The 20882-nt window shown below is 34.1% G+C and carries 17 protein-coding genes and 2 pseudogenes; 11 read left to right on the plus strand and 8 right to left on the minus strand.

The features are described 5' to 3' along the window. Positions 1-230: pseudogene (locus DLK05_RS17590) on the plus strand (IS3 family transposase); the annotation flags it as partial. Here the strand turns inward: DLK05_RS17590 and DLK05_RS15700 are convergent. From DLK05_RS15700 to DLK05_RS15710, 3 genes and pseudogenes are all read right to left on the minus strand, one after another. Further along, positions 227-1398: pseudogene (locus tag DLK05_RS15700) on the minus strand (IS3 family transposase). The pseudogenes DLK05_RS17590 and DLK05_RS15700 sit on opposite strands and share 4 nt — an antisense overlap. Positions 1399-1581: 183 nt before the next feature. Further along, positions 1582-2331, minus strand: a complete 750-nt coding sequence (gene kdsB, locus DLK05_RS15705; protein WP_127344958.1) for a 3-deoxy-manno-octulosonate cytidylyltransferase — start codon at positions 2329-2331, stop codon at positions 1582-1584. A gap of 21 nt (positions 2332-2352) precedes the next feature. Further along, entirely contained in the window at positions 2353-3522 is a 1170-nt protein-coding gene (locus DLK05_RS15710) for a sensor histidine kinase (protein WP_127344959.1), read from the minus strand. 197 nt (positions 3523-3719) lie between these two features. Here DLK05_RS15710 and DLK05_RS15715 point away from each other — a divergent pair, with 197 nt between their 5' ends. The 6 genes from DLK05_RS15715 to groL all read left to right on the plus strand — a co-directional run bounded on the left by DLK05_RS15715 (position 3720) and on the right by groL (position 9088). Further along, positions 3720-4961 carry a sigma-54 interaction domain-containing protein gene (locus tag DLK05_RS15715; RefSeq protein ID WP_209319922.1) on the plus strand — a complete coding sequence of 414 codons (1242 nt, stop codon included), beginning with the start codon at positions 3720-3722 and terminating at the stop codon, positions 4959-4961. 29 nt (positions 4962-4990) lie between these two features. Beyond that, positions 4991-5500: an LptE family protein gene (locus tag DLK05_RS15720; RefSeq protein WP_127344961.1), complete on the plus strand. Its 510-nt coding sequence runs from the start codon at positions 4991-4993 to the stop codon at positions 5498-5500. 4 nt (positions 5501-5504) lie between these two features. Then, positions 5505-6542 (plus strand): DUF8458 domain-containing protein, encoded by a 1038-nt coding sequence (locus tag DLK05_RS15725; protein ID WP_127344962.1) that lies wholly within the window; start codon positions 5505-5507, stop codon positions 6540-6542. Between the two features lie 2 nt (positions 6543-6544). Further along, positions 6545-6886, plus strand: coding sequence for a preprotein translocase subunit SecG (gene secG / locus DLK05_RS15730; protein WP_127344963.1), 342 nt, complete (start codon positions 6545-6547; stop codon positions 6884-6886). Between the two features lie 258 nt (positions 6887-7144). Further along, positions 7145-7423: a co-chaperone GroES gene (locus DLK05_RS15735; protein WP_127344964.1), complete on the plus strand. Its 279-nt coding sequence runs from the start codon at positions 7145-7147 to the stop codon at positions 7421-7423. 33 nt (positions 7424-7456) lie between these two features. Beyond that, a complete protein-coding gene (gene groL / locus DLK05_RS15740; RefSeq protein ID WP_127344965.1) occupies positions 7457-9088 on the plus strand; it encodes a chaperonin GroEL in 1632 nt (543 codons plus the stop codon). A 49-nt stretch (positions 9089-9137) separates the two neighbouring features. Here the strand turns inward: groL and DLK05_RS15745 are convergent, their stop codons facing one another. Continuing rightward, complete coding sequence (locus tag DLK05_RS15745; RefSeq protein WP_127344966.1) at positions 9138-10688, minus strand: hypothetical protein; 1551 nt, start codon at positions 10686-10688, stop codon at positions 9138-9140. 157 nt (positions 10689-10845) lie between these two features. Here DLK05_RS15745 and DLK05_RS15750 point away from each other — a divergent pair, with 157 nt between their 5' ends. Then, on the plus strand, positions 10846-11220 hold the full coding sequence (locus tag DLK05_RS15750) for a hypothetical protein (RefSeq protein ID WP_127344967.1): 375 nt from the start codon (positions 10846-10848) through the stop codon (positions 11218-11220). A gap of 376 nt (positions 11221-11596) precedes the next feature. On the opposite strand, the gene DLK05_RS15755 is transcribed toward DLK05_RS15750, so the two are convergent. The 4 genes from DLK05_RS15755 to DLK05_RS15770 form a co-directional block, all read right to left on the minus strand. Next, positions 11597-14092, minus strand: coding sequence for a TonB-dependent receptor (locus tag DLK05_RS15755; RefSeq protein WP_127344968.1), 2496 nt, complete (start codon positions 14090-14092; stop codon positions 11597-11599). Further along, positions 14093-14962: a FecR family protein gene (locus tag DLK05_RS15760; protein ID WP_127344969.1), complete on the minus strand. Its 870-nt coding sequence runs from the start codon at positions 14960-14962 to the stop codon at positions 14093-14095. It lies immediately after the preceding gene. A gap of 67 nt (positions 14963-15029) precedes the next feature. Then, positions 15030-15515, minus strand: coding sequence for an RNA polymerase sigma factor (locus DLK05_RS15765; RefSeq protein ID WP_127344970.1), 486 nt, complete (start codon positions 15513-15515; stop codon positions 15030-15032). Positions 15516-15638: 123 nt separating this feature from the next. Beyond that, positions 15639-16598, minus strand: coding sequence for a hypothetical protein (locus DLK05_RS15770; RefSeq protein WP_127344971.1), 960 nt, complete (start codon positions 16596-16598; stop codon positions 15639-15641). A gap of 237 nt (positions 16599-16835) precedes the next feature. Here DLK05_RS15770 and DLK05_RS15775 point away from each other — a divergent pair, with 237 nt between their 5' ends. The 3 genes from DLK05_RS15775 (at position 16836) to DLK05_RS15785 (ending at position 20641) form a co-directional block, all read left to right on the plus strand. Beyond that, positions 16836-17177, plus strand: a complete 342-nt coding sequence (locus DLK05_RS15775; RefSeq protein WP_127344972.1) for a hypothetical protein — start codon at positions 16836-16838, stop codon at positions 17175-17177. Positions 17178-17242: 65 nt separating this feature from the next. Further along, positions 17243-18385, plus strand: a complete 1143-nt coding sequence (locus tag DLK05_RS15780; protein ID WP_127344973.1) for an HlyD family secretion protein — start codon at positions 17243-17245, stop codon at positions 18383-18385. 93 nt (positions 18386-18478) lie between these two features. Further along, positions 18479-20641, plus strand: coding sequence for a peptidase domain-containing ABC transporter (locus DLK05_RS15785; RefSeq protein WP_127344974.1), 2163 nt, complete (start codon positions 18479-18481; stop codon positions 20639-20641). The last annotated feature ends 241 nt before the right edge of the window (positions 20642-20882 follow it).

Below are 20882 nucleotides of genomic sequence, written 5' to 3' on the forward strand. Positions count from 1 at the left end.
TGAAAAGTCAGGGTATTAAAAGCATAGTTAATAAGAAATACAGAGTACAAACTACTGACTCGAATCATTCTAATAGAATATCTAAAAACCTTTTAAAGAGGAACTTTTATCCACAATCATCATCTCAAGCTTGGGTGTCCGACATTACGTATGTGCATACAGAACAAGGTTGGCTGTATCTCACTACAATTATTGTGGAATTGCAACAAAATATGGTACAAAAAGATTAGGCTGCTAATCTGTAATAAGCTCTTAATTCAATTTCTTTTTCTAAAGGAGTTTTATATCCTAAACTAGAGTGTATTCTTTTAATATTATACCAATTTTCGATATAATCATATACTTCATTATATGCATGAGTAAACGATTTAAAGTCATTACGGTATATCATTTCAGACTTAATTGTTTTAAAAAAACTTTCTGCTACGGCATTATCCCAGCAGTTACCTTTTCTGCTCATGCTTCTATTTATTTTATCGTTATCCCTAAAAATATTTCTTATTTTATTGCAAGCATATTGAATACCCCTATCCGAATGAAGTAAAAATCCATCAATTATTTGTCTTCGCTTACGTGCAATATTCTATGCTTTAAGAACCGTGTTTTCATATGTCATATCCTTACTTAATGACCAGCCAACAACTTGTCGATCTGCTAAATCAATCATTGTTGTGAGGTAAATCCATTTGTCATTAACTCTAATATAAGTAATGTCAGAAACCCACACTTTACCTAACTGTTCAACTTTAAATTGTCGATCAAGAATGTTCTTTTCAATCTTATAATCATGATTAGAGTAAGTTGTATTAATAAATCGTTTTTTAGGCTTGAATCGAATGTTTTCTACCTTCATTAGTTTGGCTACATAAGCTCTGGATACCTTATAGCCAATCTTCTCTAATTCAACCTGGATACGAGGACTTCCATAGGTTTGTCTACTGTCCTTAAATATCCTTTTGATCTGATTTACTAAAACAGTTCTCCTTGAGTATTTATTTTTCCTAGATCTAACTGACTTCCAGTGATAATAGGCATTTCTGCTTACTTTTAAATACTTACACATCTTCCCAACAGAATATTTTTTTTTATGCTTATCCATAAAATCATAGATCAATTGTCGCTCTTGGAGAATATGCTTACCGCCTTTTTTAATATATCACGTTCTAATTTAGTTTCTTTTAGTTCTGCCTTTAATTGGGCAATCTCTTTTTGTTCTGGGCTTAGCGAAATGTTACTTTTTCCTGTAAAAGACTCTTTAGTACTTAAAGTTTCTCTACGCCATCTGCGGATCATGTTATCGTTTAATCCGTAATCTTGAGATACTTGCCTCACGCTTTGTCCTGATTTAAGTAGATTCACTATCATCAACTTAAAATCTGCTTCATAATGTTTTGCCATAATTTAAATATAATAATTTCGGGCGTAACCATTGTACCAACAAAAGTAGCATGTCCATCTTGGAAATTATGAATGAAAACGTTTAGGACGCGATTGATTACAAATATACAAACTGCAATGTTTATGCTAGGTTAAGGTTCGCCTAAATATCCTTAATAAAAAGTTAAAGCATAAAAAAAGGGACTATAAAAGTCCCATTTCCTTTACTCTTTCGAGATCCTCCGGAGTATCAATGCCTATGGATTCGTGAGTAGTAATTTCCGTTTGAATATGATGTCCGTTTTCTAGCCATCGTAATTGTTCCAAGGATTCCAACACTTCCAGATTGCCTTGATTTAGTTTCGTTATTTCCATTAAGATATCTCGTTTGTAGGCATACATCCCGATATGTTTGTAAAAGTTTCCTCTTGTAAGCCAATCTTCTTTAGGTATGCCTCTTAAGTAAGGGATTGGGGATCTACTAAAATATAGAGCTTTTTTGTTATTACTTATTACAACTTTTACCTTGTTAGGGTCAAATATTTCCTTCTCGTCAGAAATAGGCTTAATCAAGGTAGCTATATCTGTTGTTTTTATTTCAAAACACTTTTTTAAAGCATAGATCTGTTCTGGTTGAATAAATGGTTCGTCCCCTTGAATATTTATTACAACATCAAAAGAAATTTGGTTTTTCTGAATGACATAGCGAACTGCCTCTGCAATTCGATCTGTACCACTTTTATGATTTGAAGATGTCATAACCACCTTGCCGCCAAAAGATTTTACCGCAGTCTCAATTCTTTTGTCATCGGTAGCGACCCAAACATGTTTTAGGGCAAGTGTTGCTTGTTCGTAAACCTTTTGAATCATAGGTTTACCATTAATATCTGCAAGGGGTTTACCAGGGAAACGAGTTGATGCATACCTGGCAGGAATTATTCCCAGAAAGTTCATGATTATTTAATTTTGCTGTAGTTAATTTAATGGCAAAGTAAATAAAAATTCAGAACCTTCACCTAATTTGCTTTTTGCCGAAATATTACCGCCGTGACCTAAAACAATTTTTTTAGCAATAGCAAGGCCAAGTCCTGTACTAGATTCGTTTGCAGTTGTTTTTGCACTAGTGGTTCCAAATTCTGTAAATAGATTTTTTAATTCGGATTCTGGAATTCCAACTCCTTGATCTTTCACACTTATTTGAATTTTACTATTCTTTTCAAGTAAGTCAACTGTTATATTTGTGTCAGGATTTGAATATTTTATCCCGTTACTCAATAGGTTATGCAGAACTTGTTCAATTTTGTTTTTATCGATATTGATTTTATTTGTTTGTAGTTTGGACTGGAGATTAATGGCTATGTTTTTTTTACGAGCAAATATTTTATTGATTTTTATAGAATTTACTACAATGTCATGGATATTGTGTTTTTCTTTATCAAGATCTAATTTACCTAATTCAATTTTCGAAATATCTAATAATTCGTTTAGCAAATGAAGAGAAAACTGACTACTATCCTTTATTAGTCCTAGGAATTCAATTTTTTCTTCTTTTGAAAAATCATCTTCAGATTCCAGCAATAGTGATGAAAAGGAATTGATGGCACCTATTGGATTTCTTAAATCATGAGCAGCAATTCCCAAAAGTTTGGATTTTTGCTCGTTAAGATCTAGTAATGATTTATTCTGATCGATGAGTTTTTTCTTTTGGTTTTCTAATTCAGTATTATCATCAACAATTATTAAAGTGTATTTTTCGCCGTCAAATTGAATATATCTTGTAGAATAAAGAAAGTGTTTCGTTTCCTTCTGATTACCTGTATAAAAATCCCGATTTAGTTTTTTTCTGTTAGTTGGGATTTCTTCAGCCATAGTTTTTAATATATCCTTTCGTAAATTACATTTACTACAATAGGAAGTTGTTCCGCATTCTTTATTTTCCTCAACTGCAAATTTGCAACCAATTGCATTTCCGCACAAAACTCCTAAAACATGTTCTTCTTTATTTTTAAAAAGAATGGAGAACGAATTATTCACATTTTCTACTTTTGCATTTTGATCGACAATAAATAATGCGGAAGTAATGTTGTCAAATAAAATATTTAGAAATTCATTTGATTCTTTTAAATTCTTTAATTTAATCGACATTTGGCTGGGATTTAGATTATCTATTTCATGGAATAATCTTACGGGAAAGCCTTAAAAAAGATACCTGAAATTAACAAATTTTAAAGATATTAAAAGGGCTATCGCAAGCATGTAAAGCAAAAAGTAGTAATTTTGTCAGGTAGCATGTAAAAATTACAGGTTCTTACGAAAGAACTATATATTAAAGTACTTGATTGATGGAAGTTCAAAAGATTAAACAACGATTTGGAATTATTGGAAATACATATGCATTAAATCGTGCAATTGATATCGCTGTACAGGTTTCTCCAACCGATTTATCGGTATTAATTACCGGAGAAAGTGGTACAGGAAAAGAGGTTTTTCCAAAAATAATCCATCAGTTTAGTTCGAGAAAGCATGCTCCGTATATTCCTGTGAATTGTGGAGCAATACCAGAAGGTACTATAGATTCTGAATTATTTGGACATGAGAAAGGCGCTTTTACAGGTGCTTTATCAGATAGGAAAGGCTATTTTGAAGTAGCAGATAAAGGAACTATTTTTCTGGATGAGATTGGTGAACTACCTTTGTCAACTCAGGTTCGTTTGTTAAGGGTTCTTGAAACTGGCGAATTTATTAAAGTGGGATCCTCTAAAGTATTAAAAACAAATGTGCGGGTTGTAGCTGCAACTAATGTAAATATTCCCAAATCGGTGAAAGAGGGGAAATTTCGGGAAGATTTGTTTTATCGTTTAAATACGGTTCCCATATTAATGTCTCCCTTGCGGGAAAGAAAGGATGATATTTATTTGTTGTTTAGGAAATTCGCACAGGATTTTGCGGAACGTTATAGAATGCCACCATTGCGTTTAGATGAAAATGCACAGCAACTATTGAAAAATTATCGATGGCCGGGAAATATTAGGCAATTAAAAAATATTACAGAGCAGATATCAGTAATTGAAAAAGAAAGACAGATAGGAGCGGAGAATTTACAAGCTTATTTGCCAGCAAGCGATGAGAATTTGCTTCCAGCAATTTATTCTGATAATAAGAAACAGGAACAAAGTTTTTCTTCCGAAAGAGAAATTTTATATCAAGTTCTATTTGATATGAAAAAGGATATGACAGATTTGAAAAAACTTGTATTTGATTTGATGCAAAAGAGTGGAGATGCCTCAGATATACAGAAAGATAGTGCTGTTCTCATCCATAAATTGTACAAGGAGCACGAAATGGATTTAATTCACAATCCTGTAGAGGTACCTAACTCAGCAAACATTACTGATTCTCACGATTCGGATATTCAGGACACAGAAGTGTTTGTGGAGGAATCTTTATCTCTGGAAGATAAAGAAATTGAATTGATAAGAAAAGCATTGGAAAAACACAAAGGAAAGAGAAAATATGCAGCTCAGGATTTGGGTATTTCTGAACGCACACTTTATCGCAAAATCAAAGAATACGATATCAATTAATATTTATTGCTATTTTTATTTTTCAATATATGAATGTTAGAATACTATTAATAATCATTGGGATTGCAATTGTTGCAACGGCATGTAAGGTTTCCTATTCATTTACTGGAGGTACACTTTCCCCAGAAGTAAAAACTTTCTCGGTGCAATATTTTCCCAATAGAGCGCCACTGGTAAATCCAAATTTAAGTAATCAGTTTATTGAAGCTTTAAAGGAAAAATTTAGAAGTCAAACTTCATTAGATGAAATTGTCGATGGAGAAGGACATTTAAATTTTGACGGTGAAATCACGGGTTATAGAACACAGGCTTTGGATATTAAAGCTGGTGAAATTGCTGCAACTAACAGGTTAACGGTAACTATTAGAGTGCGCTTCACTAATGAAATAGAACCAGATAACGATTTTGATAAAAGTTTTTCTGCTTTCGCTGACTATGATAGTACACAGCAATTAAGTGATGTAGAAGATGGACTTGTGGTGGAAATATTAGATCAGATAATTGATGATATATATAATGAATCAGTAGTAAACTGGTAAAAGTATGGATACAAGTAATTTGCAAAATTGGGTCAGAGATTCAAAAACAATGGATGGTAGTAGTCACAGGGAATTAAAAGCTCTGATTGATAAGTATCCTTATTTTGAGGTGGCTCATCTGCTATTATTAAAAAATTTGCATGATAAACAAAGTGTTCGTTTTAAGGAAGAATTGAAAAATTCATCCTTGCATATATCCGACAGGCGTCAATTATTTTTATTGATTCAAAATCAGATTGTTGTTGCGCCTTTGTCCAAGGAATCAGATCTAAGTGAAAAGGAGTCGGATGAAAGGGTATTGCCAGTAAATATTGATGTTGAAGAAAAAAGAATTGTAAATTCTAATACTGCAAGCAATCCAGAGAAATCGAAACCTGAAATTGACGTACTTTTTGACCTTGCTGGTGAAATTGATATTGTGGAAGAGCAGGATCAAGCAGAGTTTAATCAATCTGGCGATCAGGATATGGAAATGTTAGAGTTGTCAGAACCAGAAGCAAAAGCAGAGAAGGCGAAAATTGAATCTGAGAATACCTATAAACCCAGCACTACTGATTCCCAATCGTTGCTAGCCGGATCGGAACTTTACGACATTGGATATGGTGGTAATTTATACACACTTGGAGAAGAGGATAAAGAAAAAACAGAGGAAGTAATTATTGATGATGGTCATAGCTTCTTAGGTTGGATGAACTTGGTAGATAAAAAAGAGCTCGAAGAAAATCAAGATGATGAGAACGCCTCCAATCCAGAGCAAAAAACACCTAAAAAAGGGAATGATCTTATTGATGATTTCATCCAAAATGAACCAAGGATTAAGAGAAATATAAAAGTTGTTGAAAAACAAGAAGACATTTCAAAGGATAGTATTCTTGAAAATGATGGATTCATGAGTGAGACATTGGCAACGATTTATGTGAATCAAAGATTATTTGATAAAGCAATTGCGGTTTATGAGAAATTAGTGTTGAAAAATCCCGAAAAAAACATTTACTTTGCGAGTCAGATTGAACGTATAGAAAAATTAAAAAATAATAAATAAGCATGTATACCTTTATTTCAGTATTGATCATTATTGTTTGTGTACTTTTAACTCTAATTGTACTAGTACAAAACTCAAAAGGCGGAGGATTAGCATCTAACTTTTCTTCTTCAAATCAGATTATGGGAGTTAAAAAAACAACCGATTTTCTTGAAAAAGCAACTTGGACATTAGCAGGAGGCTTGTTAGTACTTTGTTTAGTGGCAGCAATGACTATTGATCGTGTTACAACCGAAGGACAAAAATCTCAAATAGAACAACAATTGCAGAAAAAAGAATCTGCTCCTGAAATGCCAGCTTTCCCTACGGAAGCTCCTGCAACTAAACAGGATACCGCAAAATAAAAAAGAAACTAACGTTTTATATAAAAGTGTCAGTATGTCATATCATGCTGACACTTTTTTTTGTGAATAGATCTGCTTGTAATTCAGTATCTTTATTAGCGAATTTTGTGAGCTTAACTCAATTATCAAAACAATATTAATTTCATATTGTGAGAGAGTTGACGAATTCGGAAAAAATGGCATTGAATGTCATTTGGCATAGTATATGAAAGTAGGAGCAAGGTAAATTGAAATGTATAACTTAAAATATTTTGAGAGATGACAGAATTAAAAGGTAGAATTCTTGCAGGAAAAGTCTTAGTAGCGCCTTTGGCTGTAGAAGAGAAAACTGCAAGTGGTATCATTATTCCAGACTCTGCAAAAGAGAAACCATTGCAGGGAAATATAGTATTGGTGGGAGCTGACAAGAAAGACGAACCAATGGAATTAAAAGCAGGAGATACTGTTTTTTATGGTAAATATTCGGGTACTGAGTTAAGCATAGATGGTGAAGACTACTTGTTGATGTCTCAAACCGATATTTTGTACATTGTTTAATCTGAATCGTAAAATTTTCAAAATTAATTAGAAATGGCTAAAGATATTAAATTCAATATTGAGGCTCGCGATCTTTTAAAGATTGGAGTTGATGAGTTAGCAAATGCTGTTAAGGTGACTTTAGGACCTAAAGGTAGAAATGTTGTTATTGATCGTAAATTCGGTGCACCACAAATTACTAAAGACGGAGTTACTGTTGCAAAAGAAATAGAATTAGCAGATCCAGCTGCAAATATGGGAGCGCAAATGGTTAAGGAAGTTGCTTCTAAAACTGGTGATGATGCTGGTGATGGAACAACAACTGCAACTGTACTTGCTCAATCTATTGTAAATGTAGGATTGAAAAATGTAACCGCCGGAGCAAATCCAATGGATCTAAAACGTGGTATTGATGCAGCTGTGATTGCTGTAGTTAAAAATATTAAGGAACAAGCACAGGAAGTTGGAGATAACTTTGACAAGATTAAGCAGGTTGCTAAAATTTCTGCGAATAACGACGAAACAATTGGAGCCTTGATTGCAGAGGCAATGGAGAAAGTGAAAAAAGAAGGCGTTATCACTGTTGAAGAAGCAAAGGGTACCGAAACTCACGTAAAAGTAGTGGAGGGTATGCAATTCGATAGAGGTTATATCTCTCCCTACTTTATTACCGATGGTGATAAAATGGAAGCAGATCTTGAGAATCCATACATCTTATTGTACGATAAAAAAGTTTCTACCATGAAGGAGTTAATGCCGGTTTTGGAACCTGCAGCTCAGTCTGGTCGTCCATTGATGATTATCGCAGAAGATGTAGAAGGCGAAGCTTTGGCAACATTGGTTGTGAATCGCTTAAGAGGATCATTGAAGGTGGCTGCTGTAAAAGCTCCCGGATTTGGTGACCGAAGAAAAGAGATGTTGGAAGATCTCGCTATTTTAACTGGTGGGGTTGTAATTTCTGAAGAGAAGGGAATGAAGCTAGAACAGGCTACCCTGGAGATGCTTGGACAATCAGAAAAAATTACTATCGATAAAGAAAATACTACCATTGTAAATGGAGGTGGTGACAAGGAAGGTATTCATGCTCGGGTTGCCCAGATTAAGACTTTAATTGAGAATTCAACTTCGGATTACGATAAGGAAAAACTTCAGGAGAGATTGGCTAAATTAGCTGGTGGAGTTGCTGTTCTTTATGTTGGTGCAGCTTCTGAAGTAGAAATGAAAGAGAAGAAAGATCGTGTTGATGATGCATTGAGTGCTACTCGCGCAGCTGTTGAAGAAGGTATCGTTCCTGGTGGTGGAGTTGCTTATATTCGTGCAATTAATGCTTTGAATGACCTTAAAGGCGAAAATGATGATGAAACAACAGGTGTCGAAATCATAAAGCGTGCTATTGAAGAACCATTGCGTCAGATTGTTGCGAATGCAGGTGGTGAAGGTGCTGTTGTTGTTGATAAAGTAAAGGCTGGTAAAGGTGATTTCGGATACAATGCTCGTGCTGATGAATATCAGAATTTGTTTGAAGCTGGAGTTATCGATCCTGCTAAAGTTGCACGTGTTGCACTTGAAAATGCTGCTTCTATTGCAGGAATGTTTCTAACAACAGAGTGTGTTTTAGTTGATGAACCAGAAGAAACTCCTCCAATGGCACCACCTATGGGTGGCGGAATGCCAGGAATGATGTAGAGTTCATATAGATAATGAAATAAGAGGCTGTTTGAAAAGACAGCCTTTTTCATTTTCTATTCTTTCTGTTTTTTTCCATGATAATTTCCTGAACCGGACGGTTTTGAATTTTGGAATCTAACCATGAAATGATATCCAAATAAAGAAATGCTCTTTTCTCAAAGGGATCATTTACCCATTTCTGAAGATCTATCCGAGATTTTTTTAATTCATCTTTCAATTGATCCGGACTAATGGAGCTAAGTTTTCTCAAGAATCGAAGAATGTATTTCTGAATTTCCTGCAAATCTTCCATCTTGGCCAGAAAACGATAGGTAGAACGTATCTGATATTCCAGTAATTCAGTATTTTCTAGTTCGTAATGACTAATAAGATTTAGGATCCTGCTAAAACAATGAATGTCCCCGCGCAAAGAAGTATCCTTCATATTCGTGATACGATTCAAATATTTAATTGCTTCCTTATATTGTCCATTGCCAAAATATAAACAGGCAATTTTATAGTAGAAAACCAAAGCTCTGTGGTTATCCATTCCGAACTTATTTTCAGAAATGAAGTTTTCGATCTTTGGAATTAAATGGATGCCTTTATCAAAGGTTCCCTCCATGAAATGACGATTGATACGATGCATAAACAAAAACATATGCAGTAAAATATTCAAATTTGAATTGTGCTTGAACTGATCTTCCTTCTGAAGTTTGCGCAATAGGCTAAGATTCTTTTTAAAAGAACTAAGATGATTGGTATAGAATAAGGCTACCAGTACATTATTAAGACCTTTAAGATAAAGATCGGTATGGATGCTTATCATCTCGGGGTTTGTTAAAAATAAATCAACCCATTTTTGTGCATATTTAAAACACATTAAAAAGTCCTGGAGGATAAGGTAATACCAAACATAGGACTGATATAAATATAATTTCTCAAAAAAGCTTAATTTCTGAATATCGTATGGATGAATATTGGTGTTGAAAAATTCCTTAACCATTAATAGGTCCTTTTCATTTCTTACATATCCCACTTTTAAATACAAGCCGTATAAGCGAATCGACATATTGGAGAAATAGACAACACCATCCATTGTTTTGCTAATTTCAGATGCTTCCCGGGTTATCTCTTCGGCTCGGTTTTCAATACTTTTCGTGATATATTGCGATTCAATCAATTTTTCAAATTGAATCACCTCAAAAATTAAAATATTTTTTTTATTCTTTCGAGCAAGTGTCTTTGTTTTATCCAGGATTCTTAAGCTTTGCTGATACAAACCTTTATTATAGAGAACTTTTGCGTGATCTATTTGTTCCCGTAAGCTTATGCTTATATCATGATTCACATGGGTTAGGCGCAAGCTGGTTAATAGTTGCTTATAAAGATGGGCTTTGAGATTGGGAAGCTGACTCTGCTTAATTTCTTTTGCTTTTTTGAGGATTATAGCTTCGTTATATTCCTCCATTCTATCTAAAACATCAAAAAGTTGTAGGAATTTTGTCTTCTTATTATCGCTGCTAATTCTGTTAGCATACAATTTGAAATTTCTTTTTTCAGATTTCGAAATCGATTTAATTAATTGAAACAGAGGATCAATTTGTTGCTTAGGCATTGTAATAGATGTATAAGTTAACTGTCATATAAACAGTGTAGTTGGTTAATATCGTCATGCTTGAACTTCGTATATTGCACCGAAAATGATTTTCAAAATATAGCATCTTGCCATACTTTTGAATCATCAAATCAAGAGAAAATTTTAAAAAACAATATTGAAACGGAAAATGATTGCAACAAATCTGTTATCAAAATTAACAAAATCTGATAAACTTGAAACATCAGGCGAATTAAATCAGGCTCTTGATTGTATTGGAGTAAATAATAAGCTATTGAGCCTTAACCGGTATCAGGAAATGGAAGTTGGAAAATTTCTGCTTGATAAATATGCCGGATTATTGAATTTCAAATCGATAGCCGAATCGTTGAAGCAGATGATAACCGTCGAAGAACTGGAAGGTTTGAGATTGGAAATCTCCGGAAAATTAGAATCCATAGTTGCTGATTCCTATACAACTCCAATATTCAAGAAACGAATGGATGCCTTAAAAAGCTCCTTCGAAGAAATTTCTGGTGATAACGTACTTTGAAACCATTTGTAATTGAGAACTCAATTGCATTAGTTTAGGAGAATTAGGAACACTATCCCCCTTGTGTTACTAAGGATCTGACTATTAACCAAACATGAGGAATACTAAGTTGTGACGGTAAGTGAGGAAAATGATTTCTTTTTGGCTTGTTCGTAATTTATTACAGATAATCCAATCCGTTAGAATTATAAGTTTAAAAGTAAGTTAGGTGTGATTATACTTTTTGGGAAACACTCCAAACGAACCAAAGCACTTAGATTCTTCTTGTTTTTAACCAAGATCATCTTTTTGATTATGTTTTAATATTTAGTTGTGATAACCGAACAGGATTTTTCTTGTTCGGTTTTTTTAGTTCTTATTTTATCAGAAAGTTTAATTAAATAGTAAGCTTGAAATAAAAGCGAATAGAACTTGGAACACTTTCTGTAAATATACTTATCGAATTGATCTGATCTAATGGTATTCGTTCGTAGGATTCATAAGTAATATTATTACGGTTTAGTACATTCTGGAACAGAACTCCCAATTCATATTTCACTCGTTTTACCGAAAACTTATAAATCAATGCTGCATCTAATCGATTGTAGTCGGGTTCGGCAATTACCTGATTGTATCTCTTATAGATGGGGAATCCAGAACCGAATATATAGTTGGCGGAAAGGTAAAATGGACGTAAGGAAAGTAGGCCTGCCGCTTTAATTTCGTGTCGCTGGTCGTGTAATGCTCTGCGATAATATCCTTCAGGAAAATATTCGAAATGTTCCTCTGTCTTACCCAGAGAGTAGGATACCCAAAATGTATGTTCCCCAAAATCTTTTTTTACAAACACATCCAGGCCGTAACTTTTGCTATCACCAATTACGACATCCTCAAAATTTCTATATCTGATATATCGTGTGTGTCCATATGTTTTTTTATAATACGATTCCATGCTAAAGGTAAATCCATTATAATGATAGGATCCTCCAATTACATTATGAATCGACTCTAATACAGGTACCGATTTCTCATCAGCTCCTACCCATATGTACCGATATCTTTCATTATCAGAAACAATAGAACTCTTTGTAATAAACTGCTTATATAAACCCCAGGCTGCGTTAAAGCTTATTCTATCCGTAGCTATCAGACTAATCGATAGTCTGGGTTCCCAGTAAAGTTTTTTTAGATTTATAGGATAGCTTGCGTGAAAGCCTGCTTTTATCGAGAATCCATTACTAATGGTTAGATTATTCTGAAAGTATCCGCCGATACGATCAGTTTTCGAGTTGATATGCAATACATTAATTCCCAGTGAGTCTTCTCTAAGGTCAACATCATTATAGATGTAACTTAAACCAGCCTCCAAATTCTGATCTTCTGAAATAACAAACATGTTTTTTAGTTTGGCTTGATATTCCTTAATATTATTATAGGTTCGATCATCGCGTCGGAAGAAATCAGTGCTGGTTTTGGTCTGATGAATCGAAATGATGTCGCTGGTTTTTGTATTTAAATCGGACCGGGCAACAGAAAGGTTGCTGGTATTTCCGTTTTTCCAGACTTTGCCATAATTAATTGAACCTCCATATTGATTGTTACCTTCAAACTTGTGTTTTTTAGAATTGACATATAAATCATTGGTCACATCGTAAGAGTAGCGGTCTTCTCCGGTCATCAAGCTAATCGCGAAATTATCTCCATTTTCCCAGTTGGTGGCAAATTTTAAGTTGAGGTCGTGGAACTTATAATCAGGAGCTACATCTAGTTGGATATACTCCGGCATATTCCCTGCAGCATTGCTTTGATCCACGTTTGTTGTTGCATATTTAATTTGCTCATCCTTAAAAAGATTGTAGTAGGTCTGACGAAAAGCCATTAAAATTGAAGATCTTTTACCAATAGGATGTTCATAGGATCCACTGGCTGTAATATTATTGAGCGTAAGATTCAGACCTGGTTTTATACGACTACCATTTTTTCCGGTGATATAAACAATTCCGCCAACCCGATCGGCATATTTTGCTTCGTAACCTCCTTTTAATACTTCGATATTTTTAACTACCAATGGGTTTACTGCTCCAATATCATCATAGAAATTTTTCAATCCCCAGAGGGTGATATTATCGAATAAAACCTGACTTTCTCCTTCGTACGATCCCCAGATTATCAAATCGTTCTTCTGCTCTCCGGATGCTAAAATTCCTGGTTGCATTCTTAGAAGTTCAAAAACGGAATTGTCGTTGTTGGTAGGTAAAAATCCTGCTATTTTAGTATTTAGCTTGATATTTCCCGCTTGATTTCCCTCTTTAATAAAGGTTTGAACAATTTTATCGGTAACGGTTACTTCCGGTAAATCGGTACTGGCAGCAGTGAGGTAGAATTTTTGATTATCGCCAGATACTACGGTAGTATCCTCAATAAAATAGCCTAAATGCGAGATCAATATTCTAAAAATACTATCGGTTTGGGAAGTGAAAGAAAAGTTTCCTTGCTCATCGCTTGCCATTGGTTGATCGTTTACCGTGAGATGAGAAAATGGCAAAGGTTCCAGACTCTCCTTGTCTAAAATCTGCCCAAAAATACGATATTGAATAATTTTCTCTTCCGGATAAATTAAAAATACACCATTCGAAACTTCGTAATTTAATGGTAATTTTTTCAATAGAAAGTTGATGGTCTTTTCCTTTGTGGGAAAGCTTTTATGAATGTTTACTAAATAATTGGAAAGTAAGTCGTTGTTATAAGAAAATTGAAAATTATAATTCTCCCTTAAATCAATAAAAACCTCACTTAACTCTTCGTTATTGGCATTGATTTCAATTTTTTGAGCATAGGAATTGGATATTAACAGAATGAAAAAAAGAAGTAATAGTGGGCTTAATGCTTTCACCTAAGGGTTATTTTGAGTTATGATATAATTTTTTCCGGGACCTTTTGCAAAATTTAGTCCCAGTGGCATACAAACTTTGTGCAACACACTTTCTACGGACTTTTCCTTGCTAAAGTTTCCAGTATAATTCAATTTAAATTTTCCTTTTTCGGTAATATTAATATCGTATTGTAATTCAATTTCTTCAAAAACAGATTGAAGAGGAGTACGGGTAAAGCGGAATAGATTGCTACGCCATAGTATTTGTTCGGCAGCCTTATCCTCTTTTTCGAGTTTAATGTTACCATTTTTAGTTACATAGGCGTAATCATTGGGTAATAGTAAGATATTATCCGAAGTAATTTTGGAAACAACCTTAACCTTACCGGTATAACAGGTTACTTTGTATTCTTTCCCTCGTGCATAAATATTAAAACTAGTACCTAAAATATATGTTTTCCCTAAGTCCGATTCTATTTCAAATTTACTTCCCTTTGTGATTTTAAAGAATGCCTCCCCTTCAAATTTCACTTTTCGGTAATACTTCCATAAATAAGGTTTGTATCTAAGATTAGAGCCTGCATTCAATTCAATTTGTGATTGATCCGGAAGCAATACGCTCATATGTTTCCCTTTAGGGCAATAAATTGTTTTTGTATAGATATTGATAAAACCAGCATAGGTCAGCAGCAAAAATAAACAAGCAGCAGCGGCATATTTTACCCATTGAAGCTTGATGGTTTTCACCGGAGGCTTACTGGCAGCAGTTTTATTCAAAAGATCCTTCCAAACATCATCTTTTGATTTGGTATAGGACATTTCGATTTTCGGGAGGCTCTGGAGAAAATCCATTTCCGAATCGGGATTGCTATTTTGATATTCTTTGTTCATTCGTGTTTTTTATATCCATTTTATGGAAACTTGTCGTCGTGATTGTTCTACATGCAAGGCGACTTGTTTACCTACCCAAAGCCTTTCGTAAATAGGAAAGTGCATTTGTCATTCTTTTTTCAACAGCTTTTACGCTCAAGTCTAATCTGTCTGCTATTTCCTGATATTTCAGGCCTTCCATTCTGCTCATCAGAAATACAACTCTTTGTTTCTCTGATAGCTCTTGTAGCGCAACTTCATATTTCAATTTCAATTCTTTGTATTGCAGCTCTTCTTCAGGAGAATAACGATCTATCGATGGTTCTAATTTCACTAAATACTTTTGAGCAACTTTGTTTCTTCTGTATTTACTGATAAAAAGATCACTGGCAATTTTATACAGAAGCGATTTCAGGGGTTTTTCGTCGAAAAGGAGATCCTTCTCCCAGACTTTCATGAAACTATCCTGAGCAATATCAGTTGCCAGTTCTTCATCTCCCGAACGATAATAAATATAGTTCCGAATCGCATCAAAGTTCTTATCGAATAAGATTTTAAATTCTTCCTGTGTCAAGACTAGAGGATTGGTTTAGGATAAAAATACTTGTTTTGATCGAATTATAGGGTGCAGTGATAATAAATATATTATTTCTGCACCCTACAGGCTTGTTATAATTTGGTTTTCGACCTGTATCTATTAATTATCGTGATTTTTATACCTGTTATGATGGCCAATCTCTACCTCTTTTGTTACAGTTTCCCCATTCTCATCGATATAAGTGTAGGTAGCCATATTGTCACATTCTCCATCACCGTAATCAAAGTGTGCAAATTCTGTTTGGTTTTGTGAGAAAGTAACTAAACCGCTAACAATTACTCTGCAAGTTCCAATTCTAACCAATGGGTTTTCATCGTCAATCACTTTAGTGTATTCATTTTGTTCTGTATCAACACAAGTAGCCGATCCTCTAATTTCTATTCTATCGTCGCTAACATCAAGTTTAGTATCTAAACCGGAAACCCATTCGCGGGTTCTTTCTGCTTTGCGGAATAATTGAGTTTCATCAGGGAATGTAAAAGTCATTTCACTGGTAAAAGCGAATTTTCTTGCTACATCGTCGTTATGAGTTAGCTCAATACGTTTCCAACCGTCGATGGATACCGAGTCTATCATTAAGTCGTAGGTAATCTCGCGAACTGCACCATCGGTAAAAGGAGGAGCTGTTAGTTCTATCTTCATCATACCACTTATTACTTTACCATTGTTTAGTACGGTTGAATCGCCATAATTAAGGGTTATTCCCAATGGAAAGCCATTATTATCTCCAAACTCAATGCTGATATCTGGAAGTTGATCATTTTTATATCTCTTCCACATTTTAAACATTTCGTAATAACGCTCTAACATGCCGTTTTTTGTACTGCTTGAAGCAGGTACGTCGTATTCATTTGCTAAAAAGGAGTATAAATCTACTTCGTAATCAGCAGTTTCAGTAATATCCTCTGTTGCTTCTTCCGAGGTAACTACAGTAGAAACGGTATTGTTTAGACTTACCTGATCTTCATTCAATAATTTGTCTACAGTATCGGTAGGCGTATCGCAGGATGTAAAGCTTGCGGCTATAGCTGCCAGGAATAGAAAAGTTAATTTTTTCATGATAGTAAATTTTTGATTTAATATTGCTTGTTTACTCATGAACCGATAAAAGATTAGTTTCCCCTACCTAAATTTTATTTTTTTTAAAAGCTTGTGATTGAATAGAATATAATGATCAGGAATATTTTTTCATAAAAATTAACATATTCTGGGGTTACCTTTTGGTGTTTTTCGGAATTAAGGGGTGTAATATTATGAAAAAATAATTATCATATATCCACTTTAATCTAAAATAAAATGGTTAAGCTTTTAAATATTGTTGATCGATTATTAATAATGGATCGTTTAATTAGAAATAAGAAGACGGGTAATTCAGAAAAATTTGCTTGTGTTATTGGTGTGTCTAGAAGTCAATTGTATAATCATTTAGATGAATTTAAAGATTTAGGAGTAGATATTCGTTATAATAGATCATTGGGGTCATATGAATATTGTGGAGAATTAGTTCCCGAGATTCATGAGCCAATTAAGATAATTAAGCGAAAGAAGCAACTTGTAGAAACTAATGGAGGTTCTTTTCTAAAAAGTCCAAGTTTATTGGACTGTTTACGGTTAACTTTGAAAGATATTTATCACTAATGATAAATTGGAATATCCTATATGATTAAGGGGTTGTTTTCCATTTCAGTTTTTAATTTATTTCAATGAAATCGATTTTTCCAAAAGAAATAATTGAGCATACAGCGGAGGCTCATTTTGCGAGATTTAATAAAAAAATCAAATCCATTTACTTGTTGGTTATAATTCTTATTGTGTCCATTTTAGTTACTCTTCCTGTAGTCAATGTTGAGATTACAAGGCAAAGTAGAGGTGCTGTGCGAAGTTTGTATGAGAACAATACGGTTGTCTCGTCCTTGTATGGACAAGTAACAGAAAATCGATTGTTTGAAAATAAGAAAGTGAATATTGGAGATACACTTTTGGTTCTTGATGCATTAAAATTAGATAACGAACTTAAAACTCTTAGCAAGAATCTTGTTTTAAATCAAAAGTATCAGAATGACTTAAGTATTCTTTTAAATCACATTTCAGGTGATTTGCAGACTTTGTTGTATAAGAATGAACTGGCTGAATATGAACAAAAGATTATAGAGTTGAATACAGAAATTCAGCATAAAGAAAAAGATTATACAATCAATAAAGAATTATTTAAGAAAGAGGTTATTGCACAAATTGATTTTGAGAAAATAGAATATGCCTTTAACCAAGCTTTGCAAAAAAAGGAATTGTATAAAAAGCAATCAATTTTAAAATGGCAAACCAGATTAAAGGACTTGGAATATAAAAGCATGGATGTGGAATCCAGAATTCAGAAAAGTGAAAAGGAAAAACAAAACTATGTAATTATTGCACCGGTAAGGGGATGGATTACTCATTTTTCAGGTGTGCAAGCTGGAAACTTTATAGCACCAGGTCAAAGCATTGCTCAGATATCTCCTGCAAGTGAATTAATCGTAGAGTGTTATGTTTCACCATCAGACATTGGATACATTAGGAACGATATGTCTGTTAATTTCCAATTTGATGCATTCAATTATAATCAGTGGGGATTGGGTAAAGGTAAGGTTGTTGGAATTTCACCAGATATTTTTCAAGTAGAAAACAGTTCTTTTTTTAAAGTGAGGTGTAGTCTGGATCAGAAACACTTGACACTAAAAAATGGCTATGTGGGTAATTTGAAGAAAGGAATGAGTTTAACAGCTCGTTTTCAGGTTACAAATCGGACACTATTCCAGTTATTGTATGATAAAGTAGATGATTGGTTAAATCCTCGTTTGAAGGGGTGAAAAAGTCCAATAGTCTATAAGGGTCTCTAACGGTCTGGAAAAATAAAAATCTCAACCCGAAAACTTTCGGGGTGCATATCTCAAATCTAACTGATGAGTATAAAAATTAAACAACACGATATCACTGATTGTGGAGCAGCATGTCTTGCATCTATTTCTGCACACTATAAATTAAAGCTGCCAATTTCAAGAATCAGACAAATGGCTGGAACCGATAAAAAGGGAACTAATGCCTTGGGATTGATAAAAGCAGCAGAGAAATTAGGTTTTACAGCAAAAGGCGTTAAAGGAGGAACTGAGAGCCTACCCAAAATACCATTACCAGCAATAGCACATGTGATAGTGAAGGAGGTGCTGCAACATTATGTAGTTGTTTATAAAGCAACCGACTCTTACGTCGAAATTATGGATCCGGGAGATGGTCAGATGCATAAAAAAAGCATTAAGGAGTTTGAAAAAGAATGGACCGGAGTGTTGATTCTGATGGTGCCCAATGAAGAATTTGTTAAGAGAGATGAAAAGATTTCGAACCTGTCTCGTTTCTTTTTTTTATTAAAACCTCATAAGCGGATTTTAATTCAGGCTTTATTTGGAGCAATAATTTATACAGCATTAGGGCTTTCAACTTCTATCTACATTCAAAAGTTAACTGATTTTGTATTGGTTGATGGAAATAAGAATCTGCTCAATTTGTTGAGTCTCGGGATGGTGATACTGGTTATATTTCAAATTTTTATTGGAACATCAAAAACTGTTATGGTATTAAAAACCGGACAATTAATTGATTCTCGTTTAATACTGGGGTATTACAAGCATCTTTTAAAATTGCCACAACGTTTTTTCGATACCATGCGCATAGGAGAGATTATTTCTCGAATAAATGATGCGGTAAAGATTCGTTCATTTATTAATGATACTGCAATCGGTTTAATTGTAAATACGTTTATTGTTTTTTTCTCCTTTAGTTTGATGTTTATTTATTCTTGGAAGTTGGCATTGGCAATGGCACTGATTATTCCTCTATACAGTCTTGTATATTTTATAACCAACAGATTAAATAAAAAGCAGGAACGAAAGGTAATGGAGCGAGCTGCCGATTTGGAAACACAATTGGTAGAATCCTTGAACTCGGTAAAAACCATTAAGCAATTAAGTCTGGAGGAATTTGCCAACATTAAAACGGAAACTCGATTTATCAATCTTCTACAGACAGGTTATAAATCAGGTTTAAATGCTGTATTTGCTGCAAACTCATCAGAATTTCTAAGTAGAATATTCACAATTGTTTTACTATGGTTTGGAGGTTATCTGGTAATTGACCGTACTATTACGCCAGGGGAATTAATGTCGTTTTATGCCATTATTGGCTATTTCACCGGACCGGTTGCTAGTTTAATTGGTATGAATAAATCTATTCAGAACGCATTAATTGCAGCAGATCGATTGTTCGAGATTATGGATTTGGAGCGGGAGGGAGAAGAGAATATGATGGAATTAAAGAAAGAGGTAAAGGGTGATATTGTTTTTCAGGATGTTTCCTTTAGTTATGGAACCAGAGTCGATGTGTTCGAGCAATTTAAAATACAAATTCCTCATAGTGAGATAACAGCTATTATAGGTGAGAGTGGTTCCGGGAAAACGACCATTGCTGCTTTGTTGCAAAAGCTATATCCCTTAAATGAAGGGAATATTTACATTGGTAATGTGAATTTAAAATATGTCTCAAACGAGAGCTTGCGCAATTATGTAGGAATCGTACCTCAAAATTTAGATTTGTTTGCAGGTAATGTGATTGAGAACATTGCGGTAGGAGAATTTCAACCAGATATGGAGCGCATTCTTGATATTTGCAAACAATTAGGGATACTGGACTTTATTGAAGAGCTCCCAAATGGTTTTCAAACCTGGTTGGGCGAGAATGGAGCTTCTCTTTCGGGAGGACAGAAACAGCGCCTTGCCATTGCCCGTGCATTGTATCGCGATCCTCAAATATTGATTTTAGATGAAGCCACTTCCTCTTTAGATTCCATTTCGGAGGAACAGGTGCAACAATGTATTCGGGAGCTGAAAGAGCAAGGTAAAACTATTGTGTTAATTGCTCACCGTTTGGGAACCGTGTTGCATTCTGATAAAATAATAGTATTAGAGAAAGGAAAATTGATAGAAGAAGGGAATCACAATGAACTTTACCAGCAAAAAGGAAAATATTATAAGATGTGGCAGAAACAAATGCCGGAAATTCCGGTTTTAATTTGAAAAATATTGTTCAGTCCAAGTTTATTGGACTGTTCCCGATTATCTTTACAAGCGTATTTTAATTTTGGCCAATATAAATACAGAAAGTGTAGGTGATGAAAAAAGCCCGAAAAACAGAAGTACTCGCGAAAATACATTGCTGTTAATCGAGCTAAGGCAAAGCCTGCACAAAATTAATTGATTTATTAACAATTTAAAATTTTGTGAAAATGAAAAATTTAGAAGAGTTTGGAGTTCAGAA

It is taken from the genome of Ancylomarina longa, from assembly GCF_003996985.1.
GTDB lineage: Bacteria > Bacteroidota > Bacteroidia > Bacteroidales > Marinifilaceae > Ancylomarina_A > Ancylomarina_A longa.